At 51.4% G+C, this 23738-nt stretch carries 23 protein-coding genes and 1 riboswitch; of the genes, 19 read left to right on the top strand and 4 right to left on the bottom strand.

The genetic code is table 11. The features are described 5' to 3' along the window. The first annotated feature begins 251 nt into the window (after nucleotides 1-251). The gene (locus K331_RS0107790) at nucleotides 252-1949 is read left to right on the top strand and encodes a glycerol-3-phosphate dehydrogenase/oxidase (protein ID WP_028589846.1); all 1698 of its coding nucleotides are present in this window, start codon (nucleotides 252-254) and stop codon (nucleotides 1947-1949) included. Between the two features lie 119 nt (nucleotides 1950-2068). Here K331_RS0107790 and K331_RS0107785 read toward each other — a convergent pair whose 3' ends face one another. Both K331_RS0107785 and K331_RS0107780 read right to left on the bottom strand, forming a co-directional pair. Then, a complete protein-coding gene (locus K331_RS0107785) occupies nucleotides 2069-2749 on the bottom strand; it encodes an LrgB family protein (protein WP_028589845.1) in 681 nt (226 codons plus the stop codon). After that, nucleotides 2746-3117, bottom strand: a complete 372-nt coding sequence (locus tag K331_RS0107780; protein ID WP_028589844.1) for a CidA/LrgA family protein — start codon at nucleotides 3115-3117, stop codon at nucleotides 2746-2748. The genes K331_RS0107785 and K331_RS0107780 overlap by 4 nt, the downstream gene beginning before the upstream one ends. Nucleotides 3118-3284: 167 nt before the next feature. Between K331_RS0107780 and cidR the strand changes: the two genes are divergently transcribed. After that, entirely contained in the window at nucleotides 3285-4184 is a 900-nt protein-coding gene (cidR, locus tag K331_RS0107775; RefSeq protein ID WP_028589843.1) for a cidABC operon transcriptional activator CidR, read from the top strand. Nucleotides 4185-4294: 110 nt separating this feature from the next. On the opposite strand, the gene K331_RS31395 is transcribed toward cidR, so the two are convergent. Then, nucleotides 4295-4462 (bottom strand): aspartyl-phosphate phosphatase Spo0E family protein, encoded by a 168-nt coding sequence (locus K331_RS31395; RefSeq protein WP_018884011.1) that lies wholly within the window; start codon nucleotides 4460-4462, stop codon nucleotides 4295-4297. Between the two features lie 276 nt (nucleotides 4463-4738). Between K331_RS31395 and K331_RS0107765 the strand changes: the two genes are divergently transcribed. The 4 genes from K331_RS0107765 to K331_RS0107750 all read left to right on the top strand — a co-directional run bounded on the left by K331_RS0107765 (nucleotide 4739) and on the right by K331_RS0107750 (nucleotide 8628). After that, nucleotides 4739-7093, top strand: coding sequence for an ATP-dependent DNA helicase (locus K331_RS0107765; protein WP_028589842.1), 2355 nt, complete (start codon nucleotides 4739-4741; stop codon nucleotides 7091-7093). Continuing rightward, entirely contained in the window at nucleotides 7083-7646 is a 564-nt protein-coding gene (locus K331_RS0107760) for a MarR family winged helix-turn-helix transcriptional regulator (protein ID WP_028589841.1), read from the top strand. Before K331_RS0107765 ends, K331_RS0107760 begins: the two co-directional genes overlap by 11 nt. 199 nt (nucleotides 7647-7845) lie before the next feature. Next, complete coding sequence (locus tag K331_RS0107755) at nucleotides 7846-8337, top strand: cysteine hydrolase family protein (protein ID WP_028589840.1); 492 nt, start codon at nucleotides 7846-7848, stop codon at nucleotides 8335-8337. Nucleotides 8338-8382: 45 nt separating this feature from the next. Beyond that, nucleotides 8383-8628 carry a DUF7660 family protein gene (locus K331_RS0107750; protein WP_028589839.1) on the top strand — a complete coding sequence of 82 codons (246 nt, stop codon included), beginning with the start codon at nucleotides 8383-8385 and terminating at the stop codon, nucleotides 8626-8628. Nucleotides 8629-8711: 83 nt separating this feature from the next. Here K331_RS0107750 and K331_RS0107745 read toward each other — a convergent pair whose 3' ends face one another. Continuing rightward, entirely contained in the window at nucleotides 8712-9350 is a 639-nt protein-coding gene (locus K331_RS0107745; RefSeq protein ID WP_028589838.1) for a hypothetical protein, read from the bottom strand. Nucleotides 9351-9532: 182 nt separating this feature from the next. Between K331_RS0107745 and K331_RS0107740 the strand changes: the two genes are divergently transcribed. The 13 genes from K331_RS0107740 to K331_RS0107680 all read left to right on the top strand — a co-directional run bounded on the left by K331_RS0107740 (nucleotide 9533) and on the right by K331_RS0107680 (nucleotide 23678). Next, nucleotides 9533-10423 (top strand): diacylglycerol/lipid kinase family protein, encoded by an 891-nt coding sequence (locus K331_RS0107740; RefSeq protein ID WP_028589837.1) that lies wholly within the window; start codon nucleotides 9533-9535, stop codon nucleotides 10421-10423. A 130-nt stretch (nucleotides 10424-10553) separates the two neighbouring features. Continuing rightward, nucleotides 10554-11507, top strand: a complete 954-nt coding sequence (locus K331_RS0107735) for a nucleoside hydrolase (RefSeq protein WP_018884018.1) — start codon at nucleotides 10554-10556, stop codon at nucleotides 11505-11507. A gap of 230 nt (nucleotides 11508-11737) precedes the next feature. After that, nucleotides 11738-12475, top strand: coding sequence for a class I SAM-dependent methyltransferase (locus tag K331_RS0107730; protein WP_028589836.1), 738 nt, complete (start codon nucleotides 11738-11740; stop codon nucleotides 12473-12475). Nucleotides 12476-12539: 64 nt separating this feature from the next. Next, nucleotides 12540-13244, top strand: a complete 705-nt coding sequence (locus tag K331_RS0107725) for a Crp/Fnr family transcriptional regulator (RefSeq protein ID WP_028589835.1) — start codon at nucleotides 12540-12542, stop codon at nucleotides 13242-13244. Nucleotides 13245-13366: 122 nt separating this feature from the next. Beyond that, the gene (locus tag K331_RS0107720; protein WP_051289708.1) at nucleotides 13367-14206 is read left to right on the top strand and encodes a DNA alkylation repair protein; all 840 of its coding nucleotides are present in this window, start codon (nucleotides 13367-13369) and stop codon (nucleotides 14204-14206) included. Nucleotides 14207-14365: 159 nt separating this feature from the next. Beyond that, nucleotides 14366-14578: riboswitch (Lysine riboswitch) on the top strand. Nucleotides 14579-14891: 313 nt separating this feature from the next. After that, nucleotides 14892-16427 (top strand): amino acid permease, encoded by a 1536-nt coding sequence (locus K331_RS0107715; protein WP_084165388.1) that lies wholly within the window; start codon nucleotides 14892-14894, stop codon nucleotides 16425-16427. A gap of 266 nt (nucleotides 16428-16693) precedes the next feature. Next, complete coding sequence (locus K331_RS0107710; protein ID WP_028589832.1) at nucleotides 16694-17044, top strand: Na-translocating system protein MpsC family protein; 351 nt, start codon at nucleotides 16694-16696, stop codon at nucleotides 17042-17044. Between the two features lie 186 nt (nucleotides 17045-17230). Then, nucleotides 17231-18298, top strand: coding sequence for an ABC transporter substrate-binding protein (locus tag K331_RS0107705; RefSeq protein WP_028589831.1), 1068 nt, complete (start codon nucleotides 17231-17233; stop codon nucleotides 18296-18298). Next, complete coding sequence (locus K331_RS0107700; protein WP_028589830.1) at nucleotides 18298-19236, top strand: nucleoside hydrolase; 939 nt, start codon at nucleotides 18298-18300, stop codon at nucleotides 19234-19236. The genes K331_RS0107705 and K331_RS0107700 overlap by 1 nt, the downstream gene beginning before the upstream one ends. A gap of 11 nt (nucleotides 19237-19247) precedes the next feature. Beyond that, complete coding sequence (locus tag K331_RS0107695; protein ID WP_028589829.1) at nucleotides 19248-20069, top strand: ABC transporter permease; 822 nt, start codon at nucleotides 19248-19250, stop codon at nucleotides 20067-20069. A gap of 7 nt (nucleotides 20070-20076) precedes the next feature. After that, nucleotides 20077-20865: an ABC transporter permease gene (locus K331_RS0107690; protein ID WP_018884026.1), complete on the top strand. Its 789-nt coding sequence runs from the start codon at nucleotides 20077-20079 to the stop codon at nucleotides 20863-20865. Nucleotides 20866-20880: 15 nt separating this feature from the next. Continuing rightward, a complete protein-coding gene (locus K331_RS0107685; RefSeq protein ID WP_028589828.1) occupies nucleotides 20881-21942 on the top strand; it encodes an ABC transporter ATP-binding protein in 1062 nt (353 codons plus the stop codon). A 23-nt stretch (nucleotides 21943-21965) separates the two neighbouring features. After that, complete coding sequence (locus tag K331_RS0107680) at nucleotides 21966-23678, top strand: adenine deaminase (protein ID WP_028589827.1); 1713 nt, start codon at nucleotides 21966-21968, stop codon at nucleotides 23676-23678. Nucleotides 23679-23738 lie beyond the last annotated feature (60 nt).

Below are 23738 nucleotides of genomic sequence, written 5' to 3'. Positions count from 1 at the left end.
AATTTGGCGAATACGCAGTAGCGATAGTTCACTTTTGCAATATACTATGTTAAGATGTCACTAAGTTAATATTCCTGTCAGGAGATTTGGAGAGACCATGATGCACTCGGCTGTTGCCGTAGTGATTGTTCATGGTCTCTTTTTGCGTGTAGCTGCAGCAGATCGTATGTCATCGACATATGGTCCATGCGCAAGCAGAGTCTGGTCAATTGGCGGGAATTCCACTACAGAGATACCGGGAGGAATGAGTCATGACAACCAAAAGCTTTGCTGGTCATGCCAGAGGAGAGCGACTGCAATCCATGACAGAGAGCAATTATGATGTATTGATAATCGGTGGAGGTATTACAGGTGCAGGGATCGCGCTGGATGCAACGGCACGCGGTATGAAGGCGGCACTCGTGGAAATGCAGGATTTCGCAGCGGGGACCTCAAGTCGTTCCACGAAGCTGGTGCACGGGGGGCTACGTTACCTGAAGCAATTCGAGGTGAAAATGGTAGCCGAGGTCGGCAAGGAACGCGCCATCGTCTACGAGAACGGCCCGCATGTCACGATACCGGAAAGAATGCTGTTACCTATGCATAAAGGCGGAACCTTCGGCAAATTCAGTACCTCCATTGGCTTGCAAGTATATGATCGGCTGGCTGGCGTGAAGCATAGTGAGCGTCGCCGGATGCATAGTGCACGTGAGACCCTGGATAAGGAGCCACTGCTCAAGCGCGATGGCCTGAAGGGTGGCGGCAGCTATGTCGAATATCGGACAGATGATGCACGGATGACAATCGAGGTCATGAAGAAGGCTGCCCAGACTGGCGCAGATCTGGTCAATTACGCTCGCGTCGAGCGACTGCTCTATAATAACGGTCAAGTCGTGGGCGCTCACGTTCGGGATCAGATTACCGGGGAAGGCTACGATATTCATGCTACCGTCATTATTAATGCTGCGGGGCCTTGGGTGGATACGCTCCGTGAGATGGATGGCTCCAAGAAGGGCAAGATGCTGCAGTTGACGAAGGGCGTGCATCTCGTGTTCGATCAGAAGCGCTTCCCGCTCCGGCAGGCCATCTACTTTGACACGCCAGATGGGCGTATGATCTTCGCCATCCCACGTGAGGGCAAGACCTATGTAGGCACGACAGATACGGTATATAAGGAAGATACAGCTAATCCGCGTATGACGCTTGCAGATCGCAGCTACATCATGAATGCTATTGCATACATGTTCCCAGACGTTAAGCTGACCCTGGATGACGTCGAATCCAGCTGGGCGGGTGTGCGTCCACTGATCTATGAAGAAGGCAAGGACCCTTCGGAGATCTCCCGCCGCGATGAGATTTGGGAGTCTGCTTCAGGTCTTGTTACGATTGCTGGAGGCAAGCTCACAGGGTATCGCAAAATGGCAGAGATGGTCATGGATCGCGTAAGCACGTTGCTCAGCAATAAGACGGGTGAGAGCTGGAGCAAAGCGAACACGAAGCATATCACGATGTCGGGTGGCGATGTAGGGGGATCTGCTGGGTTCGAGGGCTTTGTACAGGATTCCATTAAGCAGGGCAACAGCCGTGGCATTGCTGCAGAGCTGTCGGAGCAGTGGGCCAGACGCTACGGCTCCAATATCGGACGCCTGTTCGAGCTGGCTGCTCGCCCACGTCAGCTTGCGAGCGAGCAGGAGCTTCCAGACGAGATCCGAGTACCGCTGCTCTATGCATTGGAGGAGGAGATGGCGGTGACACCTGTCGATTTCTTCATTCGCCGGACTGGAGCTATCTTCTTCCGAATTGATTGGGTGCGTAAATGGAAGAGTCAGGCAATCGACCTGATGGCAGAGCATTATCAATGGAGCGCTGAGGAGCGCCGACAGCATACGGAGCGTCTGGAGACAGAGCTGTATTATGCTGTTGAGCCTGTGGATGCAGATATCACCAAAGCCGCTGGTCATGCTGGCTAGGTCACACCTTGTTTTGCAGTAAATAATGTATTATGAGCAGGAAGAGCCTCTTCGTGAAGACCGTAACATTACGGCAGCGAAGGGGCTTTTCTGCAATACAGGCCTTAACAGCCTCCAGCTTATGGCTGAAATAGGCTCATCAGCAGTGGAGCACCAGCCAAGGTGAACATCGCTGCCAGCACCATGGATATACTGGATATCGTGCCTGTCAGCATGCTCCATTCGAAGGCTTTGGAGGTTCCGGTGCCATGCGCTCCTGTGCCCAGCAGCACACCGCGTGCGACTTCGTTATCAATACGGAGCAGTCGTACAGTCATGGGGCCGATCAGCAAGCCTGACAGGCCTGTCAGGATGACGAATACGGCGGTAATTGTCGGATTGCCGCCCAGCGTCTGCGATACACTCATGGCAATAGACGTCGTAATCGAACGCGGGATGATGCTATGCAGCAGGGACGCGTCTAGATGCATCCACTGTGCCATCATAAGGGATGACAGTACCGCAATCAGAGAGCCACTCAGAACACTGACGATAATCTCCAGTGCGTGCTTCTTGAGCACGTGAAAATATTTATACAGCGGCACGGCGAAGGCTACCGTAGCTGGTTGCAGGAGCAATGACAGCCATTTGCCGCCCTGATTATAGGATTGATAGGATACACCTGCCAGTAGCAGAATGATAATAATAGCCACAGGCGTAATCAACAGCGGAGACAAGTACACCTTTGGAAGCGTGCGATACATTTTTTTGGCCATAGCATAGATGCCCAGGGTGAGCAGCATACAGAGGATTGCGATCATGAAGCTTTACTCCCCTTTCTTTTCGAGATGAAGGTAGCCACAAGTCCTGTGACCGCCATGACAATGAAGGTGCCTAGCAATACAATGAATAATATACTCATGCCATCATGCTCCAGCAGTGGCAAATAATCCATCACGCCGACCGCGGAAGGGATGAAGAAGAGCAAGAGCTCGGCCAGTAGCCAGCTCGCACCGATCTCAATCCAGCTCAGGCGAATAACTCTGGTCTGCAAAAGAATAAATAACAGCAGCATACCGACGATGCTCCCCGGAATAGGCCAGTGCAGCCAGCCCATCAGCGCATTCATGCCGACTGAGAATAGCAGCAGCACTCCGATTTGCCATATACCTTGCGCTATTTTTTTCATAGGGCGGTTGCTCCTTTCCTGTCTTGTTTTCTGAGGTGTTATGAAAATTTTACAGCAGTTTCTTTCATAGGTAAAATGCATATTAAGAATGTTTTGTATTCCATTTGGCTATGGATGATAATGAAACAGTAACAGGAGAGCAGCAAAAGAGTAACAGGAGGGAAGCTATGGATATCCGTCATTTGCAGTATTTTTTGGAGGTAGCACGCCATAAGAGCTTTACCAAGGCCGCACAGAGCCTGTTCATCACGCAGCCTACGATTAGCAAGACGATCAAGAGTCTGGAGGAGGAGCTGGGCGTACACCTGCTGGACCGAATTGGCAAGCAGGTCGAACTGACCGACGCAGGAATAGCGATAGAGCGACAAGCGCAGGTGATCGTGAAATCCTTTCAGAATCTATCCTCCGAGCTGAGCGATCTGATGAACCTCAAACGTGGCCATATTCGGATTGGCTTGCCGCCGATGATTGGTGCCAGCTTTTTTCCCCAGGTTATTGGTGAGTTCCATAAGGCCTATCCCGAGATTACTCTGCAGCTCTTCGAGGACGGGGCGAAGAAAGTAGAGGTGGATGTCGCTTCTGGCGCACTGGATATCGGTGTCGTGGTGTGGCCGACAGGAGAGGATGTATTCGAGTATTTTCCCTTCGTTGAGGATAAGCTGAATGTACTGGTGCACCCGGAGCATCGACTGGCGGGCAGAACACGGATTACATTAAATGAGCTGGCGGACGATTCATTCGTGCTGTTCCAGGAGAATTTTGCCCTCCATGATCGAATTATCGAGGAATGTGTTCGTTGTGGCTTCCAGCCAAAGGTGGTCTATGAAAGCTCGCAGTGGGATATGATTGCCGAGATGGTGGCTGCCAAGCTAGGAGTGGCCCTGCTGCCTGATACCATGTGCCGGGAGCTGGACCCTAAGCGGGTTAGGGTATTACAGCTACAAGACTCTGTGATTCCGTGGAATCTGGCCATGATCTGGCGCAAGGATCGCTATCTCTCGTTCGCAGCACGGGAATGGATTGCGTTCACGCAGCAGTTACTGCGCGGCAAGAGAGGGAGAAGCTAAGGTGGTCATGAGCTTGCTAAAAAGGCGAATGCCGCGATCCTTCACGGATGGCGGCACTAAGTGATATATGGTATAGGCTCTGGAGGATATATGCTGAGATCATTGCCGTATTAATTGCTACGTGCTGATTGCTTCGTACGCTGGTATACATTTAGTATACGATCCAGCCTCAGGGACTTGTCCAACACCCGGTTGTCCCCTAAGCCATGCTGGTCTACCATGCGGTTAAGCTCCATGCGTTCTTTCTCCAATAGTCGCTGCAGATGCTCGAGCTTCATAATCCACCTCCGGCTATGGATTGAATTACCTGTATATCTAACCTTGCGATGACAGGTATTTCAAAGATAGTTATCGACAGATTACCCTAAATAATTAATATTCTAACATATATTTCATGGTTTTTATTTCAAATTTTATACAAATTCGTGATCATTTTGCCAATAAGCCTAGCATAGTTCGTTTCTTCCCCCTTCCTTATTTTATCCTGTGAACTCCTTACCTTTCCGTTCAGAACATGATAAAGTGAAGGGATAATAACCAGAACAGGTGATCTCGTGCAAATTCCCCCCGTGATTCGTATCTCTGTCAGGCCGCTTGTCGAATATGTTTATCGTAGCGGAAGTATCGTAGCTGGCTTTCGAACCGCCAGTAGCATGCAGGAAGGTACTCGCATTCATCAGGAGATTCAGCGGGATTATCAGCCAAGCGACAGGAAGGAGCTGCATCTGAATACCGAGCTGGCTCAGGACGGGCTGCTCTTTCAGCTCGAGGGCCGCTGTGATGGTCTGATCTGGGAGGACGAGCAGTGGACTGTGGATGAGATCAAATCCTATTCCGGCACTGCAAGCGCCCCCGGAGCAGATGGGCACACGGTCCATTGGGCACAGGCCATCTGCTATGCGTATATGGTATCGGTGTCTGAGCAGCTGACAGCTGTGCAAGTGCAGCTGACATATGTAGATGTGGCTACGGGAAGTGTGAGCCGCTTGAGGCGCAAGCTGTCCGCTGCCGAGCTCGAAGAGCAGGTGCGGAGCATCCTGTCGGCCTATGCTCCATACGTACGAATGCTGCTCGCTCATGAGGAGCAACGCAATCGCAGCATCCGTATGCTGGAATTTCCATTCGCAGAGTATCGTGCGGGGCAACGAAGATTGGCAGGTGCCGTCTATAAGACGGTTGAGGAGGGGGCGGATCTGTTCGTTCAGGCCCCAACGGGAATTGGCAAGACGATCTCGACAATGTTCCCAGCGGTAAAAGCCTTGGTGACGGAGCATGCGAGCCGGATGATGTATCTGACGGCACGAACGACCACCAGAGCGGCTGCCGAGGATGCGCTTCGACTCATGCAGTCAAAGGGTCTACAAGTGCATGCCGTGACCCTAACGGCGAAGGATAAAATATGCTTCAAAGAAGAGCAAGGCTGTGATGCGGGTCAATGCTCCTTGTGTGACGGGTATTATGACCGGGTTAACCATGCCGTGATGGATATACTTAAGCATGAGACGATTATGACCCGCGAGATCCTGGAGCGCTATGCCCGCAAGCACCGCGTCTGCCCGTTCGAATTCTCTCTCGACGTAGCCTACGCGTCGGACTGTATTATTTGTGACTATAATTATGTGTTTGATCCCCGAATCTCACTCAAGCGTTGGCTGGAGGAGCAAAAGCGCAAGACTATACTGCTCGTTGATGAGGCTCATAATCTGGTCGATCGAAGTCGGGAAATGTTCTCGGCAGAGCTTAGTAAGCGCCCCTTTCTAGAGCTCAAGCGAGCGTACAAGCAGCGAAGCGGAGTGCTGGCTACCGCAGCGAGCCAAGTGAACAACTATTTTATTAAGCTGCGCAAGGAGCTGCCGAGCTCAGGAGCGATCACCCGCGGAGAATTGCCAGAGGAGCTGCTGTCGCTACTGGAGCCCTTTGTGGATGTGGCAGAGAGAGAGCTTCTTGCGATGGGGGCTGGAGGAGCGGATGCGGACCATGCTCTGCTGCTGGAGAGTTATTTTGCTGTACAGAACTGTTTGCGCATTGCAGGCTTGTACGATGAGCGTTATGTTACTTATATAGAGCAGAATAGCAGTGACGTCATCCTCCGTCTGATGTGTCTGGACCCGTCCAAGCTGCTTGAGCGAAGCGTCAAGTCTTATCGCTCTGCAGTGTATTTCTCGGCTACGCTCAGGCCACTGGCCTACTACAGAGAATTGCTTGGAGCCTGTGAAGATGATTACACCTTAACGGTACCTTCGCCTTTTCGGCAGGAGCAATGGGACGTCAGGCTGCTGCCTGTGTCGACTCGCTATCATGCAAGGCAGCAGTCGATTCGCCCGATTACAGAGCTGCTGACTCGGTTAGTACAGGAGCGTAAGGGCAACTATTTAGTATTTTTCCCGTCTTATACTTATCTACGGGACATAGCTCTGGCCTTCGAGCAGATGGGTACTGATGCCGAACTGCTCGTGCAGAGCTCAGGGATGACGGAGGAGGAGCGCACCGCATTTTTGGATCGTTTCCAGCCGGACCCGCCCAGAAGCCTGATGGGAATGGCTGTACTGGGAGGCGTTTTTTCAGAGGGTGTCGATCTGCCTGGTGAACGTCTGCATGGTGTCGTCGTTGTTGGTGTGGGACTTCCTCAAGTAGGAGAGCAGCGGGATGTATTGAAGGATTATTACCAGCGTGAGGGCAAGAATGGCTTTTACTATGCCTATGTTTATCCGGGGATGAACAAAGTGCTGCAGGCGGGCGGAAGATTGATTCGTACGCTTCAGGACTATGGGCTGTTAGTACTCGTTGACGATCGGTTCATGCAGGAGCCATATGCTTCCCTGCTGCCAGAGGAATGGCGCACATACCGGATCATATCGCCTTCCTCAGAATTAGATCATTCAGTAGAAAGGAATAGCCATGAACTTTAACTTTCACAACGATTCGATTCGCAAGACGCTTCGCAAGCGTGGTGCTACGGATCAGGACCTTATGGATATTGAGACCTTTGTATCGTTCGCCCATCTGGCTAATGGGATATTCCGTGATATGAACCGTGACTTTGCGCGGATTGGAGTGTCGCAGGGGCGAATTATCGTGTTGAGTGTGCTGCTCAGCCATGCTCCGCACGATATGACCCCATCCGAGCTGGCCGATGAGGCCGATGTGACAAGGGGCACGATGACCGGATTGATCGATGGTCTGGAGCGTGACGGCATGATTGAGCGGATTGCCCACTCCAGTGACAAGCGTATGATCACGATTCGTCTCAAGGAGAAGGGCAGAGACTTTCTGAGTCAGGTCATTCCGTATTACAGGAATCTCATTCAGACGATGCTGTCTGAGTTCACGTTGGAGGATCACCAGCTTATGAGGGGATTGCTGGACAAGATGAAGAGAGGCTTTGAAGCCTGTGAGGCGCAGCCATCCTTCACTATTCAAGAGCCTAAGCAGTCCTCCTGCCAAGATGATGGGGAAGGCTGAGGAAGAAGTCTGCGAAATCCTATGCTCATTAGCTATGGTCTAATCCATTATAGCGGAGTTCGACCCGTTCCCTATTTACTGAACAAGGCGGACGTCATGGATGAAGAGGTCGTTAAATAGCTTTAAGGAATACACCTATATTATGGTATGCTTAATTATGTCGTTTTACTAAAACTGTACGGAACGAGGGGGCTATTTTGTGAAAATTGGCTTGTTGATCATTGATTTGCAGCATGTACATCTGGAAGAGGAGCCTGTGGAGAAGAGTCTCCTGAACAAGGCATGTATGCACATTAACTATGTGTCTGGGCTGCTGCGCTCCCAAGGCCATGTCATCGTTCATATTCAGGATATTGAAGGCATGAATGACAGCAATCAGGCTAGCTATGATATTATCCCAGATATTCAGATCGAGGACGGAGATCTTAAGCTGACGAAGGAGATGCCGAACGCCTTCTGGCAGACAGAATTGGAGGACATGCTGCGCAGTCGTGGGGTCGAGCTACTCATCATTGCAGGCTTCGCGGCTGAGCATTGTGTGCTATTCACCTTTAATGGCGCCAGAGAGCGGGGCTTCAAGTCGGTTATTTTGCAAAATGGGATCGTCAGTGCCAGACAGGACGTTATCACCTCTACCTATCGTGATCGCAATCTGATCTCCTATCCTGTCGTAGAAGCGCTTGTGCAGTAGGGCTGATGTCCTTTGTTACACCCAAGCGAAAGGGAAGGTGAGCCTATGAAAAGTCTGTTTGAGCTTGTCAATGCGGTTACCGATGAAGCTTCATTTCTCCACTTCTTGCAGGAGCTCGCGCAGGACAAGGCAGAGGGGCATGAGTGGGCTAATGAGCCTGTCGAGGCGTTTCTGGAGGCAGCTCAGGAGTGGGGCAAAGCCTCTATTCACGGCCTGGAGTATTATGAGAAGCCTCAGAATCCCTGGAAGCGATGTGCCCAGATGCTGTATATGGGCAAAATTTACGAGTAGCCCATAAAGCCCTACATTGTTGAATACCAAAGCGGACCCGCCCAGCCTCGGACTACGAGGACATGGCATAGGGTCCGCTTCTTTTATTTAGGCTGTTCGAATGTAGGCTGTTCAGATGATGGTTGCCGCTCAAGTACAGGTTCGGGTTGCCCCTTGGATGGCGGCAGCAAGAGAGCAGATTGCTCATGAGACTCAGGGACCTCAAGCGGTTCAGTTGTGATTTGTGGCGTCTGTGCATTCTGGACGGCTGCCGCGAGATTCCGTTGCTCCAGAAGATGCTTCGCTACCTCATAGCATTCATCGACATGGCGATTGCCTATGATCCGCATTGCGGTATAACCAATGGCTGCGGAGAGACCTTGCCCAAGGATGGGTACAAATCGCGATACCTGTTTGGTTGCAATCCTTACCCCCATTTTGCGAAGCAGCTGGAGAATCAGCTCATGCGTAACGACGCGACCAATGATCTTGCTGCCAACAGAAGTAATGAATCCATAGATCATGGATTTGGTCTCGGCATCCAGGCCTTCTAGCTGTTCCTGAGATAGCTTGAATTTTTTATTAATTGAAGGCAGCAGCTCCATTAGGATACCCACATCCGTCAGGACATCCGCTCCCGGAACCGGAAGCAGGGATACCGTACCGGATACTGCCGCTCTCTTGGCCACCATGGACCTGCATTCTTCCCGTATGAGATCCAGCTCAGCGATCGTTTGCACCATGGTAATCACTCCTTTAATAACAGATTCAGATGGATAAGATCGGTTATGCTGACTATTGTACCTTATACATACCCCAGAATGACATGTGTTGACTCGTTGGGACAGCTCACACCGTTTATGGCCCTACCTCTTAGGGGTAATCTTATAGGGAGGCTTACATAGCTCTAATAGGAGGTGTGAGTATGTTCCGCAAAGCGCTACTAATCTATAATCATCATGCAGGTAAGGCGGGTGCAGACAAGCGTCTCGGTGATGCTGTAGCTGTCCTTGCTCCCCATATAGCGGAGCTTGTGCTGCGTCAGATCGAATCCCCCGGTGACGGCGAACGGATCTGTCGCAGTCTGTCGTCAGAGACAGAGGCTGTGTTCATCCTGGGCGGGGATGGCACGGTACATGAGTGTATGAATGGACTCGCTTCCCTGTCGCATCCTCCGAGTGTGGGCATTCTGCCTGGAGGCACCTGTAACGACTTCTCACGCTCACTCGGGATTCCCCAGGATATACCGGAAGCTGCTCGAATGCTATTGGAGGGGATGAGCCGCAGCTTGGATATCGGGGTAGTCAATGACAGGGTATTTACGAATTTTTGCGGCATTGGCCTAATCACAGAGACCTCGGAAAATATTGATCCCACCCTGAAAAGCTCGCTTGGCAAGCTCAGCTATTTTATCAGCACACTACAGACGTTACGCAGTGCGCAGCCCTTTCGTTTCACGATGGTAAGTAGTGGTGAGCGCAGGGAAGAGGAGGCCGTTATGATCCTGGTGGCGAATGGGCGCTATCTGGGTACCCATCCCTTGCCACTGCAGCCTGATTCCTTGTGCGATGGTCATCTCGATGTTCTCATTATTCGTGAAGCCGGATTACCCTTGCTTAAGGAGCTGCTTGCACGGAAATCGGAGGAGCCCTGGGAGCCCAAGGACAAGGCGATAGATTACTTTAGAGCCACTTCGCTTACGATTCAGACACATGAGCCAATGAAGGTAGATACGGACGGTGAGATTTATCTCCAGACACCTATAGAGCTGAGTCTGCTCTCAACACCGCTCAAGCTGTTGGTGGGAGCCGAATGATTCGATAACTGTAACCCTTGAGCATAGCGACAGAAGCACTGTCCCAAATCCTGCATTTACGGGCCCGTCTACTTTACGGCATAATATAGAAGACAGCTTCGAAATTGCAGGAACAGGAAGGAAGAGATCAATGAGCAAGCGTAATGTATATTTCAATCATGATGGAGGCGTGGATGACCTCGTCTCATTATTTATGCTTTTGCAAATGGAAGATGTTCATCTGACAGGTGTATCCGTGATCCCGGCAGACGGCTATCTGGAGCCAGCTACGGATGCGAGTCGCAAAATTATTGACCGTTTTGGCCATGGAGCACAGGTAGAGGTAGCCAAGTCCAACTCCCGTGGGAAGAACCCTTTCCCGGCAGCGTGGCGTCTCCATTCCTTCTATGTAGATGCTCTGCCTGTACTCAATGAGACGGGCACGATGGAAGCTCCACTGTCCTCATTGCCTGCCCATCTTCACTTGATTGAGAAGGTACGTCAGGCTGATGGCAAGACGACATTGCTGTTCACAGGCCCACTCACGGATCTGGCTCGCGCACTGGATGAGGCGCCGGATGTAGAAGAGCGGATTGAGAAGCTCGTATGGATGGGTGGCACCTTCGAGAAGGGGAATGTCGAGGAGCCAGAGCATGATGGGACTGCGGAATGGAACGTATTCTGGGACCCAGAGGCTGCCCTGCGTGTATGGCAGAGCGGGATTCCTATTGACCTGGTCGCACTGGAGAGCACGAATAAAGTACCACTGACCCCTGCGGTACGCAGACTCTGGGCCAGCCAGCGCTGCTATGAAGGTGTTGATTTCATCGGGAATTGCTATGCAGGCTGCCCACCGCTGGTCTACAGTGAGACAAATTCCACTTACTATCTGTGGGATGTACTGACAACAGCTGCACTTGGACGTCCAGAGCTGGTACGCAGAAAGACCGTTCATTGTACGGTTATTGCAGATGGACCTAGTCAGGGCAGAACGGTAGCCCAGGCGGATGGCCGTCCGGTTGAGCTTGTATATGATACAGATCCGGATGCGTTCTTCACCTATATGACAGATCTCGGCAAGAAGGCAGCACCTAAGCGCTATTAAGTGATTACATTGGCTATAGGAGCGGAGCGACCCAGAACGGGTCGCTTTTTCTTTAGATAACAGAATTTATAACCTTTCAACGGAACTGAACGATTCGCTGAGCGTAAGATAACTTCCGCAGAATGCGGTCGGTCATCTGTGAAGATATGTCGATAGCTGTATATCTTATGATTATGGCCTCTGTAGTTTGCAGTATAATGGTTCTATGCGTAAGGGAGGGTGCGAGAAATATGAAGGAGAAGATTGCAGCAGCTTACGATAGACTGGCTAAGGATTATGAACAGAATGTGGACGTGTACAGTGGACATAACGCCTATTACGAACGACCTGCTATGCTGAAGCTGATGCCTTCGGACATGAAGCAGCTCACGGTATTGGACGCCGGCTGTGCCGCAGGATGGTATACCGAACAACTGCTCAGTCGAGGGGCCACAGTGACAGCTGTAGATCTGAGTGCAGAAATGGTGGAGGCATGCCAAAGACGAGTTGGCGACCAAGCCACTGTGCTTCAATGCGACTTGTCGGAGCCCCTTCCTTTTGAAAATGAATCATTCGATCTGATTGTCAGCTCCTTAACACTCCATTACATTGAGGATTGGAAGCCTACATTTTGCGAATTTCATCGTGTGCTGAAGGCAGGAGGGAGCCTGCTCTTCTCGGTGCATCACCCTTTTATGGATTTTACGTATTTCGACCGACCAGACTATTTCGCGCATGAGCAGCTGCGTGAGGTGTGGCATAAGAAGGAGTCAGGTCCCGTGGAGGTCACGTTCTACAGGAGGCCGATTCAAGACATCATCAACGTAACAGTGGAACAGTTCTCCATTCAATGTATGGTCGAGCCACAGCCTGTAATGGATAATAATGCAAGGGAAGTGTCTGAAATCGCCAATTGGTACGACAAGTGGTTCGAGCGACTGATGACCCATCCTCATTTTCTAGTGATCCATGCCTGCAAGCGCTCATAATACATCAATACAGAAAGAATCTGTAACTATCAGTCAATATAGCTTCGATAACTCAGGAGGAATCATGGACCGTATTGAATATTTGTCACAGTTCAACCTGATGCGCTCGCTGTCCAGGGAAGATTTGATTGAAATGGATAAGCTGACCTCCATCACAACGTATCCGAAGCATACGTACATCCAGACACCCGATACATTCGTTGACGGGTTATATTTTGTGAAGAGGGGAACCGTGCGGCTGTATCAGCTTAATGAACAGGGAAAGCAGTTCACCTTGGATATTTTGAGTGAGGGGAACATCTTTGGAGAGATGGGTGATATATCGCTGGGAACGAGGAGCCTACTAATCGAGGCGATCGAGGATTGCGACATTTGTGTGATGGACCGTGAGCGGTTCGAAAGCTACCTCATTCAGCATCCAAGGTTCATGATGAATATGATCAAGGCCATGAGTCAACGCTTGTCTCAGCTGAGCAGTCTGGCTCAACATCTAGCGCTGGGCAGGCTACACGATAAGATCATTCATGTGCTTGCTGAGCTTTCAGGACGCTACGGTGTTCAGGACGAGGGTAATGACTACCGCCGTATCGACATGCTTCTGTCACAGCAGGAGGTTGCTCATTTCGTGGGCGCTTCGCGGGAGGCCGTCTCTGTGGCACTGAAGGAGCTCGTGGAGGCTGATATGATTCGTACCGGATTCCGAACAGTATCTATCCGCTATGACATTCTTGCAGCAATACAACAAAAAGCTACTGGCTACAGCTTGTAATCTAGATTACATCTATTCACTCCTTTCGTCTCGTATCCTTGGTGAATGACCTGGATTCTATAACGAAATGGAGCGATTCCCATGAAAGATACACCGAAGTATAAGGTTGGAGGGTGCTGCTGATGGTGCTCGACAACAAAGCTCTCATTCCAGAGGCTATAGTGCATCGGAAAGGAGCCCGTAAAGCCGGCGATATTCTACCCGAGGTGCTCGAATGGTTGAATTACGGTCGAATCGAGTCCGTCAATCTGACCGAATGGCTGGCTGTTGATCATATCCAGTTGCTCAAGCACGTTCTGAATGAATGTGGGCTACGCCAACGAACTCATGAGGTAATGTCTGCCCTGGGGGGCATCATGGGACAGTCGACTATAAAGATGATCCCCGCTATTGCTGGCGAATGGCTTGGAATTCTCCGGGAGCAGTCGGATCAAGAGCGTGCGAAGCTATTCGTGCACCTCTCGACGCATCGCTCGGATAGTGTGCGGTGCTGGGCAGCCTACGTGGTAGGATTGGATCAGCTAGAGCTAGATTACAAGCTAGAGCTCATTCGTCCGTTCGCTGCAGATCTTCACTTTGGCGTGCGCGAACTCGCTTGGATGGCCATGCGGGAGACTATTTCACAGCAAGTGAAGCCAGCAATCCATCTGCTCAGCAATTGGGTGCTTGAGGAGGACGATAACATCCGGCGGTTCGCCGTCGAGGCGACTCGTCCGCGCGGGGTGTGGGCTCGGCATATTGTGGAGCTTAAGGATAATCCAGCGTGGGGACTCCCCTTGTTGGAGCCGTTAAAATCGGATCCATCCAAGTATGTGCAGGACTCGGTGGCCAACTGGTTGAATGATGCTGCTAAAACTTCGCCAGATTGGGTGGCTTTTGTATGTGATGCATGGCTAAAGGCATCGGACGGGAAGACAACCAAGCGAATCACTATGCGTGCACAACGTAATTTGAAGTGCTAATATGTGGAAGTGAGACGGAAGCTATTGCAACAGATTCGCAGGAGCAGTATACTAAACGTCTATCTAGGAGGATGCTGCCGTCTTATGTCAGTTACCTGAGCCTGGATGTGGATACTAACATTAATGATAATTGAATACATGCAGATACACCTCATCCTATGATGAGGTAGAGGTCGCGGATATGATCAGTAAGCTGAGGGAGGCGTCAAGGAACCGCCTATGAATTCAGCCGAAAGGCACATCCGCCGAAGTCCGCGGGACCGTTTCCTTGGTTCGTCCTGCGCGGCTGGGGCTGCTGCCGAAAGGAGCAGAACTGTCACTGGAGATATGGCACCATTGTGTGTCAGACTCCTGTGTTGAGCTATCTTCATCATCAGGACAGGTGCGAACGTTCATGGAAGAACCGCGGCCTACAGCCTGCGGTTCTTTTTGCTATACCTGGATGCAGGGGATTGCCGCTAGTAGTAAGCGCCTTGTGGGGGAGCACGGAGTTCACTGAGATGAATGCTGACTGACTTTTGATAGATACAACGCAATGCTGATCTTCCTGATCGCATGCATGCTCCGTTAACCGCTGCTGAATCATTCTGACCCATCCTGGGGACCCTGAGCCTCATACGGTCAGTTGGGATTCACTCTCTGTGTGTCTGTTCGTTATCAGCTATTCAAGAAGGAGTGTTCTCATTTGCAAGCAAGCCATCATACAAGCAACAATCAGAGCAGTACCCACCATCATTCCAGCAATAATAGTAATAACAGCAACAGCAATCCTCCCACACTGAAGAAATCGTTGCGCGCTCGTCATATGACGATGATCGCACTGGGGGGTTCAATCGGAACAGGTCTGTTCCTCGCCAGCGGTACAGCGATCTCCAGCGCCGGTCCTGGCGGGGCACTGCTCGCTTATGCAGCGGTCGGCATCATGGTCTATTTCCTGATGACCAGTCTGGGAGAGCTCGCGACGTTCATGCCGGACTCCGGGTCATTCAATACGTACGCAGCCCGCTTCGTTGATCCGGCTCTCGGGTTCGCGATGGGCTGGAATTTCTGGTACAACTGGGCGGTCACGATTGCTGCCGAGCTGGCAGCGGCCACGGTATTGATCAAGTACTGGTTCCCGGAGAGCAACTCGATGCTGTGGAGTCTGCTCTTCCTCGTGCTTATATTCGGGCTGAACGTCATGACTGTAAAAGGCTACGGAGAGTCTGAGTACTGGTTCGCGATTATTAAGGTCGCTACGGTGATCATCTTCCTGACGGTCGGGGTGCTGATGATCTTCGGCATTCTGGGCGGCGAAGCTGTCGGCTTCACCAATCTGACGATAGGAGATGCCCCGTTCCATGGCGGATTCTTCGCTGTGCTTGGAGTCTTCATGGCAGCAGGCTTCTCGTTCCAGGGCACGGAGCTGATCGGAGTGGCTGCTGGGGAGAGTGAGGAGCCTGCGAAGAATGTTCCGCGTGCGATCCGGCAAGTATTCTGGCGCATCTTGATTTTCTATATTCTGGCCATCCTAGTCATCAGTCTGATTATCCCTTATACCCACCCGAATCTGCTCAAGGACGGGCTGGAGAACATCGGAGTCAGTCCGTTTACGCTCGTCTTCGAGAAGGCTGGCCTTGCGATGGCGGCTTCGGTCATGAATGCAGTCATCCTGACCTCTGTCCTGTCAGCTGGTAATTCCGGGATGTATGCGTCAGCCCGGGTGCTCTACGCTCTCGCCAGAGACGGTAAGGCACCGCGTTTCCTGAAGCAGCTGAACAAGCGTGGTATCCCGATGAATGCGCTGCTGGTTACGACGGCTGTAGGTATGCTGGCCTTCCTCGCCTCGCTCTTCGGGGATGGTGTCGTATATACCTGGTTGCTCAACGCCTCTGGCATGTGCGGCTTTATTACCTGGCTTGGTATTGCTATCAGCCACTACCGCTTCCGCAAAGCCTACGTGGCACAGGGACGTGACCTGAGTGCACTGCCATACCGTGCGCGCTGGTTCCCGTTCGGACCGATATTTGCTGTTGTGCTCTGCATTATTGTCATTCTGGGACAGAATTATCAGGCCTTCACAGGGGATCGAATCGACTGGAATGGTGTGCTGATCTCGTACCTTAGCGTACCGCTCTTCCTGGTGCTATGGCTGGGATATAAATGGATTCGCAGGACCCGTGTGGTTCCGCTGCTGGAGTGTGACTTTACGCCACCTACCGATTCTGAGCCAAGCAAATGAGATTCCAGACCCACTAAGTCCTGGGTGCACTAAGTCCCGGGTCCAATAAGATTCCAGACAGTGTGTACCTTCTTCCCTCTGCTGGCTAGTGTTTTGAGAAGCACAGTCTCAGAGGGTTTTTTTTAGGGTGAAATGGTGAATTGTTCGCTTTTTGCAGAAGTGAGCTATGGATTTTGGTATTTTACTTGCTCTCTATTATATAATTATGTATAATCGAACGTGTTGGCGGTCCAAATGTACGTTAGTCTCTTGATGAGGGTGTGTTCATGAAGCTGCTGGACAGTAATGAGAGTAAGAAACGAATGTGTCAGATTTATAATGAAATCTCCAAGGAATTGTTTGGCTTCGGTACCACGCTCTTGCGGGCTACTGTTGAGAACAATATGGTGACCTTCGTAGCGAAGCACCGCCGCTCACCTAGATCAGCTGCACTGGAAGGGGAAGCCCCCGGCTTGAAGCTGGAAGTGGATTTCCGAATGTCCATGCTGTTCAAGAAGCGGCTGCGCGAGAGGCTGGAGCAGGCCATGGAACTGGAGATTGATGCTTTGCTGCGCGATTATGATGCAGCTACACAATGGGCGGTTACGAATGTGATGCTGAAGGAACCTTCGGCATAGCCATGATGAATTGCATAGATTGGCTTCTCGGCACGGATCTATCTGGGCGGAGGCCCTGTACTGCCTATAGCGGGTGTCGCTTATCTTTGTTTACGGAGAAAAGCGTTCTTGTTCAACACGACAAGAATGCTTTTCTTTTTTATTTTTCATAATAAGACCATATTATCCAGCAGGAGGATGAATCAAATGAAAAAATGGTTAGGCGGAATGGTGACAATGGCGCTTGCGTCCACTCTATTGGCAGGCTGTGGGGGCACTGAGCCAGTAGCCGATGGAGGAGCATCCAACACAGGAGCCAAGCAGAAGCTGGTCATCTCGACCTGGGGCTTCTCGGAGGATTTCTTCAAGAAGGAAGTGTACGCTCCCTTCGAGCAGGAGCATAATGTGGAGATTGTCCTTGAGATGGGGAACAACGCTGAGCGTCTGAACAAGATTCGTCAAGGCAGCTCCGACGTCGATCTGATCTATCTGTCAGATTATTATGCGCAACAAGGTATTCAAGAGGGCTTGTTCGAGACGGTCGATCGCTCGAAGCTGACGAATCTAGAGCATGTGTATGACATTGCCAAGGCTCCACTTGGTGAGGAATATGGCCCTGCCTACACGGTAGGTCGTCTGGGAATTGCCTACAATCCAGGGATGGTATCGAAGGAAGTCACCTCGTGGAGCGATCTGTGGGGCCCTGAATTCGCAGGCAACGTAACGCTGCCGAATATTACGGCGACGGCTGGACCTATGGTCGTGGATGCAGCTTCCAAGGTAGCCGGAAATGCTGAATTTAATGAGGATGCTGCCTTCACGAAGCTCGCAGAGTTGAGCCCGAATATCGTGAAGTTCTACAGCCAGACCTCGGAGTTCGTGAATATGTTCAGCCAGGAAGAGATTGCTGGTGGGCCGATTATGGAAATGTACTTCAAGGATCTGAAGGCGGCGGTACCTGATGCCAAGTTCGTAGCACCATCCGAAGGGGCATATGCCGTAATGAATACACTGAATATCGTGAAGGGCTCTGATCAGAAGGAGCTGGCAGAGGAGTTCATGAACTGGCAGCTGAGCAAGGAAGTACAGGAGAAGTCTGCTAAAGCCAAGGTAGACTCCCCGGTAAATACCGAAGTGGTATTGTCTGGTGAAGAGACCGAAGGTATTACTTATGGTGCGGACGTAGTTGAGAAGCTGGTGAAGCTGGATATGGCGTTCGTGAATAGCCAGATGGCAACCTGGACGGACCGCTGGAACCGGGAAATTGCGCAGTGATGAAGAAAATTATACTGGATGTAGACACAGGAATTGATGATGCACTGGGAATCATTCTGGCCGTCAAGAGCAAGCAGCTCGATATCCAGGCCATTACTACCGTGTGCGGCAATGTATCACTGGAGCAGGCAACAGTGAATACGGGCAAAGTGCTGGATCTCTTGGGTAGACCGGATATTCCGGTCTACCGTGGGGCGGAGACGCCCCTGATCCGCCCGGAGTTCAATGAGACACGTATTCACGGTCAGGATGGAATAGGGGGAGCGCTGCCGTATGCGGTCCCTTCTACTGCTCCTGCTTCAGGGTTCGCTGCCGATCTGATGATCGAGCATGCACTGAACCTAAAAGGCGGACAGGACAGACTTACGCTGGTCTGCACAGGGCCACTCACCAATCTCGCTCATGCACTGCTCAGATATCCTGAGCTACCCAAGCATATTGAGGAAGTCATCTTTATGGGTGGCGTCATTCATGGCTGCGGCAATGTCACTCCAGTGGCTGAGTACAATATGTACGCAGACCCTGAGGCGGCACGTATTGTATTCCATGCGGGCTTCCGCAAGCTGACTCAGGTCGGTCTGGATGTGACGCGCAAGGCGCTACTTACCGCCGAGCATATTGCTCAGATTGCTGATCCGCAGATCCGTAATTACGTGGAGCAGAGCACCTCTGAATATACGAAAAGATATGAAGCGCGTAACGGCGTCCGTGCCTGTGCACTGCATGATCCGTTGGCTGTTGGCGTTGCCTTATGGCCGGAGCTAATGGACATGAAGCCAATGTATGTGGATATTGAGACATCCAGTCGCCTGTGCGACGGACAGACGGTCGGAGATATACAGAATCGTCTTGGTCAGCCTCCCAACATGCAGGTCAGCGAGGGTGTTGACCATGAAGCATTTTTGACACGGTTCGTTCATGTGACAGGACAAATGTAAAGGAGTTAGTCATGAAGAAAACGTACTTGTACTGGCTGCTGCTTCCGGGACTGCTCTTTTTGATGGTATTTATGATCATTCCGATCGTACTGACGATCGGCTCGACTTTTGTCCGGGACAGCTCGTTCTCACTTGAGGGCTATCTTCATTTCTTCAAGGACCCTTACTTTCTGAAAATATTGCTGACTACGCTACAGGTCAGTGTCATTACGACCTTGATCTGCATAGTAATGGGCTTCCCCACAGCTTACTATATCTCGCAAAAGGCACCCCGGCGCAAGGGTATCCTATTGGCCTTGGCGATCTTCCCGCTGCTTACGAGCCCCGTGGTGCGCTCCTTCAGCTGGATGGTCATTCTGGGACGCAAGGGGCTGCTGAATAATACGTTGATCAGCCTTGGGATTGTGGACAAGCCGCTGGAGATTCTGTATACCCCGGCAGCTATGGTCATCGGTCTGGTGCATTTATTCCTGCCCCTGATGATCATCTCATTGGTCGGTGTACTGGAGAATATTGATCATGATCTGATCCGGGCTGCACAGAGTCTGGGGGCATCGCGTATTGCGGCCTTCCGCAAAATTGTCTTCCCGCTCGCTGTGCCGGGGCTCATCATCGGCGGCATTCTCGTCTTCGTAGGTAGCCTGACTGCATATACCACGCCGGCCTTGCTGGGAGGCAAGCAGCGTGTCATCGCTACATTCCTGTATCAGAATGCCATGACGCTGAACGATTGGTATCTGGCGTCGGTCATTGCGACCATTATGATCGTTATTACATTTCTGGTTATCGGCTTGGTGAATAAGGGAGCCGCCAGACTGAATCCGAAGGGGTAGGTGGATTATGAAGGACAAACAATATGGACTTGGCTTGTTCAGTCTGCTGGTCTTCGTGTTCCTGCTGGGCCCGCTTCTGATTATTTCGGCCACATCCTTTGAGCCAGGCACAGTGCTGAAGTTCCCGCCGGAGGGCTTCTCCTTGCGGTGGTATGAGAACATATTTGAGGTCAGCATGTTCATGAAGACCTTCAAGACCTCCATGATCGTATCGTTGTGCGGCAATGTGCTGGCCCTGCTGCTGGGCGTACCAGCGGCTTATGCGCTGAGTCGCTTCTCCTTTCGGGGCAAAGCACTGCTTAACGCCATATTTCTCTCGCCTGTACTGATTCCGGGAATCGTGCTGGGCTTCACACTGCTGAAATACCTGATTGTCGTATATCAGCTGCCGATCTATGCCGGACTCCTGATCGGTCATACGGTCATTATGCTGCCGTTCATTATTCGGGTCATCGCCTCCAGTCTGTCCAACTTCGACTTTGCTATTGAGGAGGCGGCGCTTAGTCTGGGTGCAGGGCGCTTCGAGACCTTCGTGAAGGTCGTGCTGCCTAACATCCGCTCAGGGATCATTGCGGCGGTGTTGATTGCTTTCCTGGAGTCCTTCAACAATGTAGACATCTCTGTATTCATGACGGGTCCAGGCTTCAGTACATTGCCGATTCAGATGCTGACCTATGTAGAGAACTATTTTGACCCGACCATTGCTGCGCTGTCTGTGCTGCTGATGGTGTTGACGGGTGTGCTGATGTTCGTGATCGAGCGAATGATGGGATTATCATATTTCACTAAAAGGTAATGGAGGTGCAGCCACATGGCATTGCTGACATTGGATCATGTATCCGTTGCATACGAGAATCAGCTGATACTTAAGGATTTTGATCTCAAGCTGGAAAAGGGTCAGCTCTTGTCCTTGCTCGGACCAAGCGGCTGTGGCAAGACGACAACACTGCGTCTGATCGCAGGCTTCCTGGAGGCGAAGCAGGGTCAATTCCTCTTCGGAGGGAAGGACTATACTCGTGTCCCTGTGAACAAGCGGAATTTCGGATTCGTATTCCAGAGCTACGCCCTGTTCCCGCACCTGTCGATTTTCGACAATGTTGCGTTCGGACTTCGCCTGCGCAAGGTCAAGGAGGACGAAGTGAAGCGTCGTGTAATGTCCATGCTGGACACAGTAAGCCTTACTGGCTTCGAGAAGCGCTTCCCTGCCGAGCTGTCTGGTGGACAGCGGCAGCGTGTAGCGATTGCCCGCGCACTCGTCATTGAACCGGATTTGCTTCTGTTTGACGAGCCGCTGAGCAATCTGGATGCGAACCTGCGTGTGAACATGCGCGTGGAGATTCGCCGGATCCAGCAGGAGTTAGGGATTACGACCGTCTACGTATCTCATGATCAGGAGGAATGCTTCTCGATCTCCGATCAGGTCGCCATTATGAACAAGGGGAATATCGAGCAGCTTGATGCGCCTCCGGCCATCTTCAAATATCCAGCGACCGAATTCGTGGCTCGTTTTATCGGCTTCAATAACTTCCTGGAGTTCGACGGACCTGCCGTAGAGGAAGGAGAGCATCTGCGTCTGACAGCGGGTGACAGCACGTTCCGGCTCACGCGTAATCCAGGTACCGCTACGATAGGTGCACGCAAAGGTGCTATCCGTCCAGATGACCTCGTCATCCGTGATGCTGTAGGCGAACTGGGAGATAATGAGCTAGCCGGAATTGTCAAGGTCAGTACGTACCTGGGGCGCAGCTATCAATATGTCATTGATACGGCTCACGGTAGCTTCACCGCCAATCAGGAAATGGACACTCCATATCAGAGCGGACAGCAGGTACGTCTATATGTGCCGCAAGACAAAATGGTATTGGTGCAATGAAGGAGAATCCGGATATGCGTGAAATGCGAGCGGACAAGCTAATTAAGCAAGTGAAAGTGTACAACAGTTACTTCAGACGATTCGAGGAAGGAAATGTCGCTGTACTGGATGGCCGTTTCATCTATATTGGCAATCGAGGACAAGAGACATTCCAGACGGCTGAGATCATAGACGGTAGTGGGAAATACATGGTTCCTGGGCTCATTGACATTCATCTGCATATTGAGAGCTCCATGGTGACACCAGCCTCGTTCTCTCATGGACTGATACGTAGCGGAGTGACAAGCATTGTCCCCGAACCGCATGAGATGGCGAACGTGTTCGGACTTGAAGGCATCGAAGAGATGATGGCTGTCAGCAAGTCATGTACCGCAGATATGTTCTACTCAATTCCCAGCTCCGTCCCGGCTACGGGCCTGGAGACAACAGGGGGCGAGATTGATATCCCTGAGATTGAAGCGCTCTTGCAGACGGGCGAGATGATCTGCCTCGGAGAGATCATGAATTACGTAGATGTCATCCGGGCTCCTGAGAGCAAGACGAACCGGATTCTGGAGTATGTACGGACGCATCACCCCGATCTCATCATCGAAGGCCATACGCCGAAGCTGTTGGATCTGGATCTACACCAGCTCATCAGCGCGGGTATTGGCTCGGATCATACGCATCAGAGCATCGAGGGTATGACAGCCCGCATCGCCGCGGGCATGTTCATCGAGATTCAGGAGAAGTCGATGACCACTGAAGTGATGGACTATCTCATTCGTGAGGACGTCCATCAGCATTTCTGCTTCGTAACGGATGATGTGATGCCGGACTCCTTCATCGAGCATGGGCATCTGGATCACATTGTGCGTAAGGCAATCGGTATGGGAATGAAGCCCGAGCACGCGATCTATGCAGCTACGTTCACCCCGGCATCACGGATGCGAATGCATGATCGTGGTAGTATCTCGCCAGGCAAGGTAGCGGATTTTGTACTGTTGTCGGATCTGGAGTCTTTTGCGATTGCACAGGTCTACAAGGACGGCAACAAGGTCTATGATCATACGGAGGAGTATCGGCAGGAGCGTCATATCGGTGCATTTCCCGAGCATTTCTACCGGAGTGTGCAGCTGGAGAAGCTGTCAGAAGCGGACTTCCACATTCATACCAGTGAAGCAGACGGAGAGCACAGCTGCCGCATGATGGTTGTGAAGGATGGCTCGACGTTCACGGAGGAGGCTATCGTCACGGTTCCGGTGAAGGGCGGACAGGTAAAGTGGGAGGGCAGTGGTCATGCTCTGATCGCTACCTTCGAGCGCTATGGCAAGAATGGGAACCGTGCTTATGGACTCATTGGTGGGGATACCATTCAGCGTGGAGCGATTGCTACAACCTACTCACATGATAACCATAATCTGCTGGTCATTGGACATAGTGTGCCGGATATGATCCTTGCCGCGAATACCGTCATTGAGAGTCAGGGCGGATTCTGTGTAGTGGATAGCGGACAGATCAAGTCGCATCTGAAGCTTCCTGTAGGCGGTATTCTGACCGAGGAACCGCTGGAGGAGGTCGCTGTGCAGGTGGAAGAGCTGCGCGCAGCGATGCTTCATCTGGGATATCGACATTACAACCCCATTATGTCCCTGAGTACGCATTCGCTTCCAGTCAGTCCGGCTCTGAAGATTACGGATTATGGACTGATTGATGTGAATGAAGGCAAGGTTGTGCCGTTGATTGTACAACGTTGATTGTTCAGTAATGGTTGTTTAGCAATGGTTCTTCAGCAATGTTTATTCAGAAATGATTGT

The organism is Paenibacillus massiliensis subsp. panacisoli DSM 21345, from assembly GCF_000426545.1.
Classification (GTDB): Bacteria; Bacillota; Bacilli; order Paenibacillales; family Paenibacillaceae; genus Paenibacillus; species Paenibacillus panacisoli.
This window is presented reverse-complemented; position numbering and strand designations above follow the sequence as displayed.

Bases quoted from the DNA above. Each gene is read 5' to 3' on its own strand.
- K331_RS0107790 (WP_028589846.1), top strand. From the start codon at position 252: ATGACAACCAAAAGCTTTGCTGGTCATGCCAGAGGAGAGCGACTGCAA.
- K331_RS0107785 (WP_028589845.1), bottom strand. From the start codon at position 2,749: ATGATCGCAATCCTCTGTATGCTGCTCACCCTGGGCATCTATGCTATG.
- K331_RS0107780 (WP_028589844.1), bottom strand. From the start codon at position 3,117: ATGAAAAAAATAGCGCAAGGTATATGGCAAATCGGAGTGCTGCTGCTA.
- cidR (WP_028589843.1), top strand. From the start codon at position 3,285: ATGGATATCCGTCATTTGCAGTATTTTTTGGAGGTAGCACGCCATAAG.
- K331_RS31395 (WP_018884011.1), bottom strand. From the start codon at position 4,462: ATGAAGCTCGAGCATCTGCAGCGACTATTGGAGAAAGAACGCATGGAG.
- K331_RS0107760 (WP_028589841.1), top strand. From the start codon at position 7,083: ATGAACTTTAACTTTCACAACGATTCGATTCGCAAGACGCTTCGCAAG.
- K331_RS0107750 (WP_028589839.1), top strand. From the start codon at position 8,383: ATGAAAAGTCTGTTTGAGCTTGTCAATGCGGTTACCGATGAAGCTTCA.
- K331_RS0107745 (WP_028589838.1), bottom strand. From the start codon at position 9,350: ATGGTGCAAACGATCGCTGAGCTGGATCTCATACGGGAAGAATGCAGG.
- K331_RS0107740 (WP_028589837.1), top strand. From the start codon at position 9,533: ATGTTCCGCAAAGCGCTACTAATCTATAATCATCATGCAGGTAAGGCG.
- K331_RS0107735 (WP_018884018.1), top strand. From the start codon at position 10,554: ATGAGCAAGCGTAATGTATATTTCAATCATGATGGAGGCGTGGATGAC.
- K331_RS0107730 (WP_028589836.1), top strand. From the start codon at position 11,738: ATGAAGGAGAAGATTGCAGCAGCTTACGATAGACTGGCTAAGGATTAT.
- K331_RS0107725 (WP_028589835.1), top strand. From the start codon at position 12,540: ATGGACCGTATTGAATATTTGTCACAGTTCAACCTGATGCGCTCGCTG.
- K331_RS0107720 (WP_051289708.1), top strand. From the start codon at position 13,367: ATGGTGCTCGACAACAAAGCTCTCATTCCAGAGGCTATAGTGCATCGG.
- K331_RS0107710 (WP_028589832.1), top strand. From the start codon at position 16,694: ATGAAGCTGCTGGACAGTAATGAGAGTAAGAAACGAATGTGTCAGATT.
- K331_RS0107705 (WP_028589831.1), top strand. From the start codon at position 17,231: ATGAAAAAATGGTTAGGCGGAATGGTGACAATGGCGCTTGCGTCCACT.
- K331_RS0107700 (WP_028589830.1), top strand. From the start codon at position 18,298: ATGAAGAAAATTATACTGGATGTAGACACAGGAATTGATGATGCACTG.
- K331_RS0107695 (WP_028589829.1), top strand. From the start codon at position 19,248: ATGAAGAAAACGTACTTGTACTGGCTGCTGCTTCCGGGACTGCTCTTT.
- K331_RS0107690 (WP_018884026.1), top strand. From the start codon at position 20,077: ATGAAGGACAAACAATATGGACTTGGCTTGTTCAGTCTGCTGGTCTTC.
- K331_RS0107685 (WP_028589828.1), top strand. From the start codon at position 20,881: ATGGCATTGCTGACATTGGATCATGTATCCGTTGCATACGAGAATCAG.
- K331_RS0107680 (WP_028589827.1), top strand. From the start codon at position 21,966: ATGCGAGCGGACAAGCTAATTAAGCAAGTGAAAGTGTACAACAGTTAC.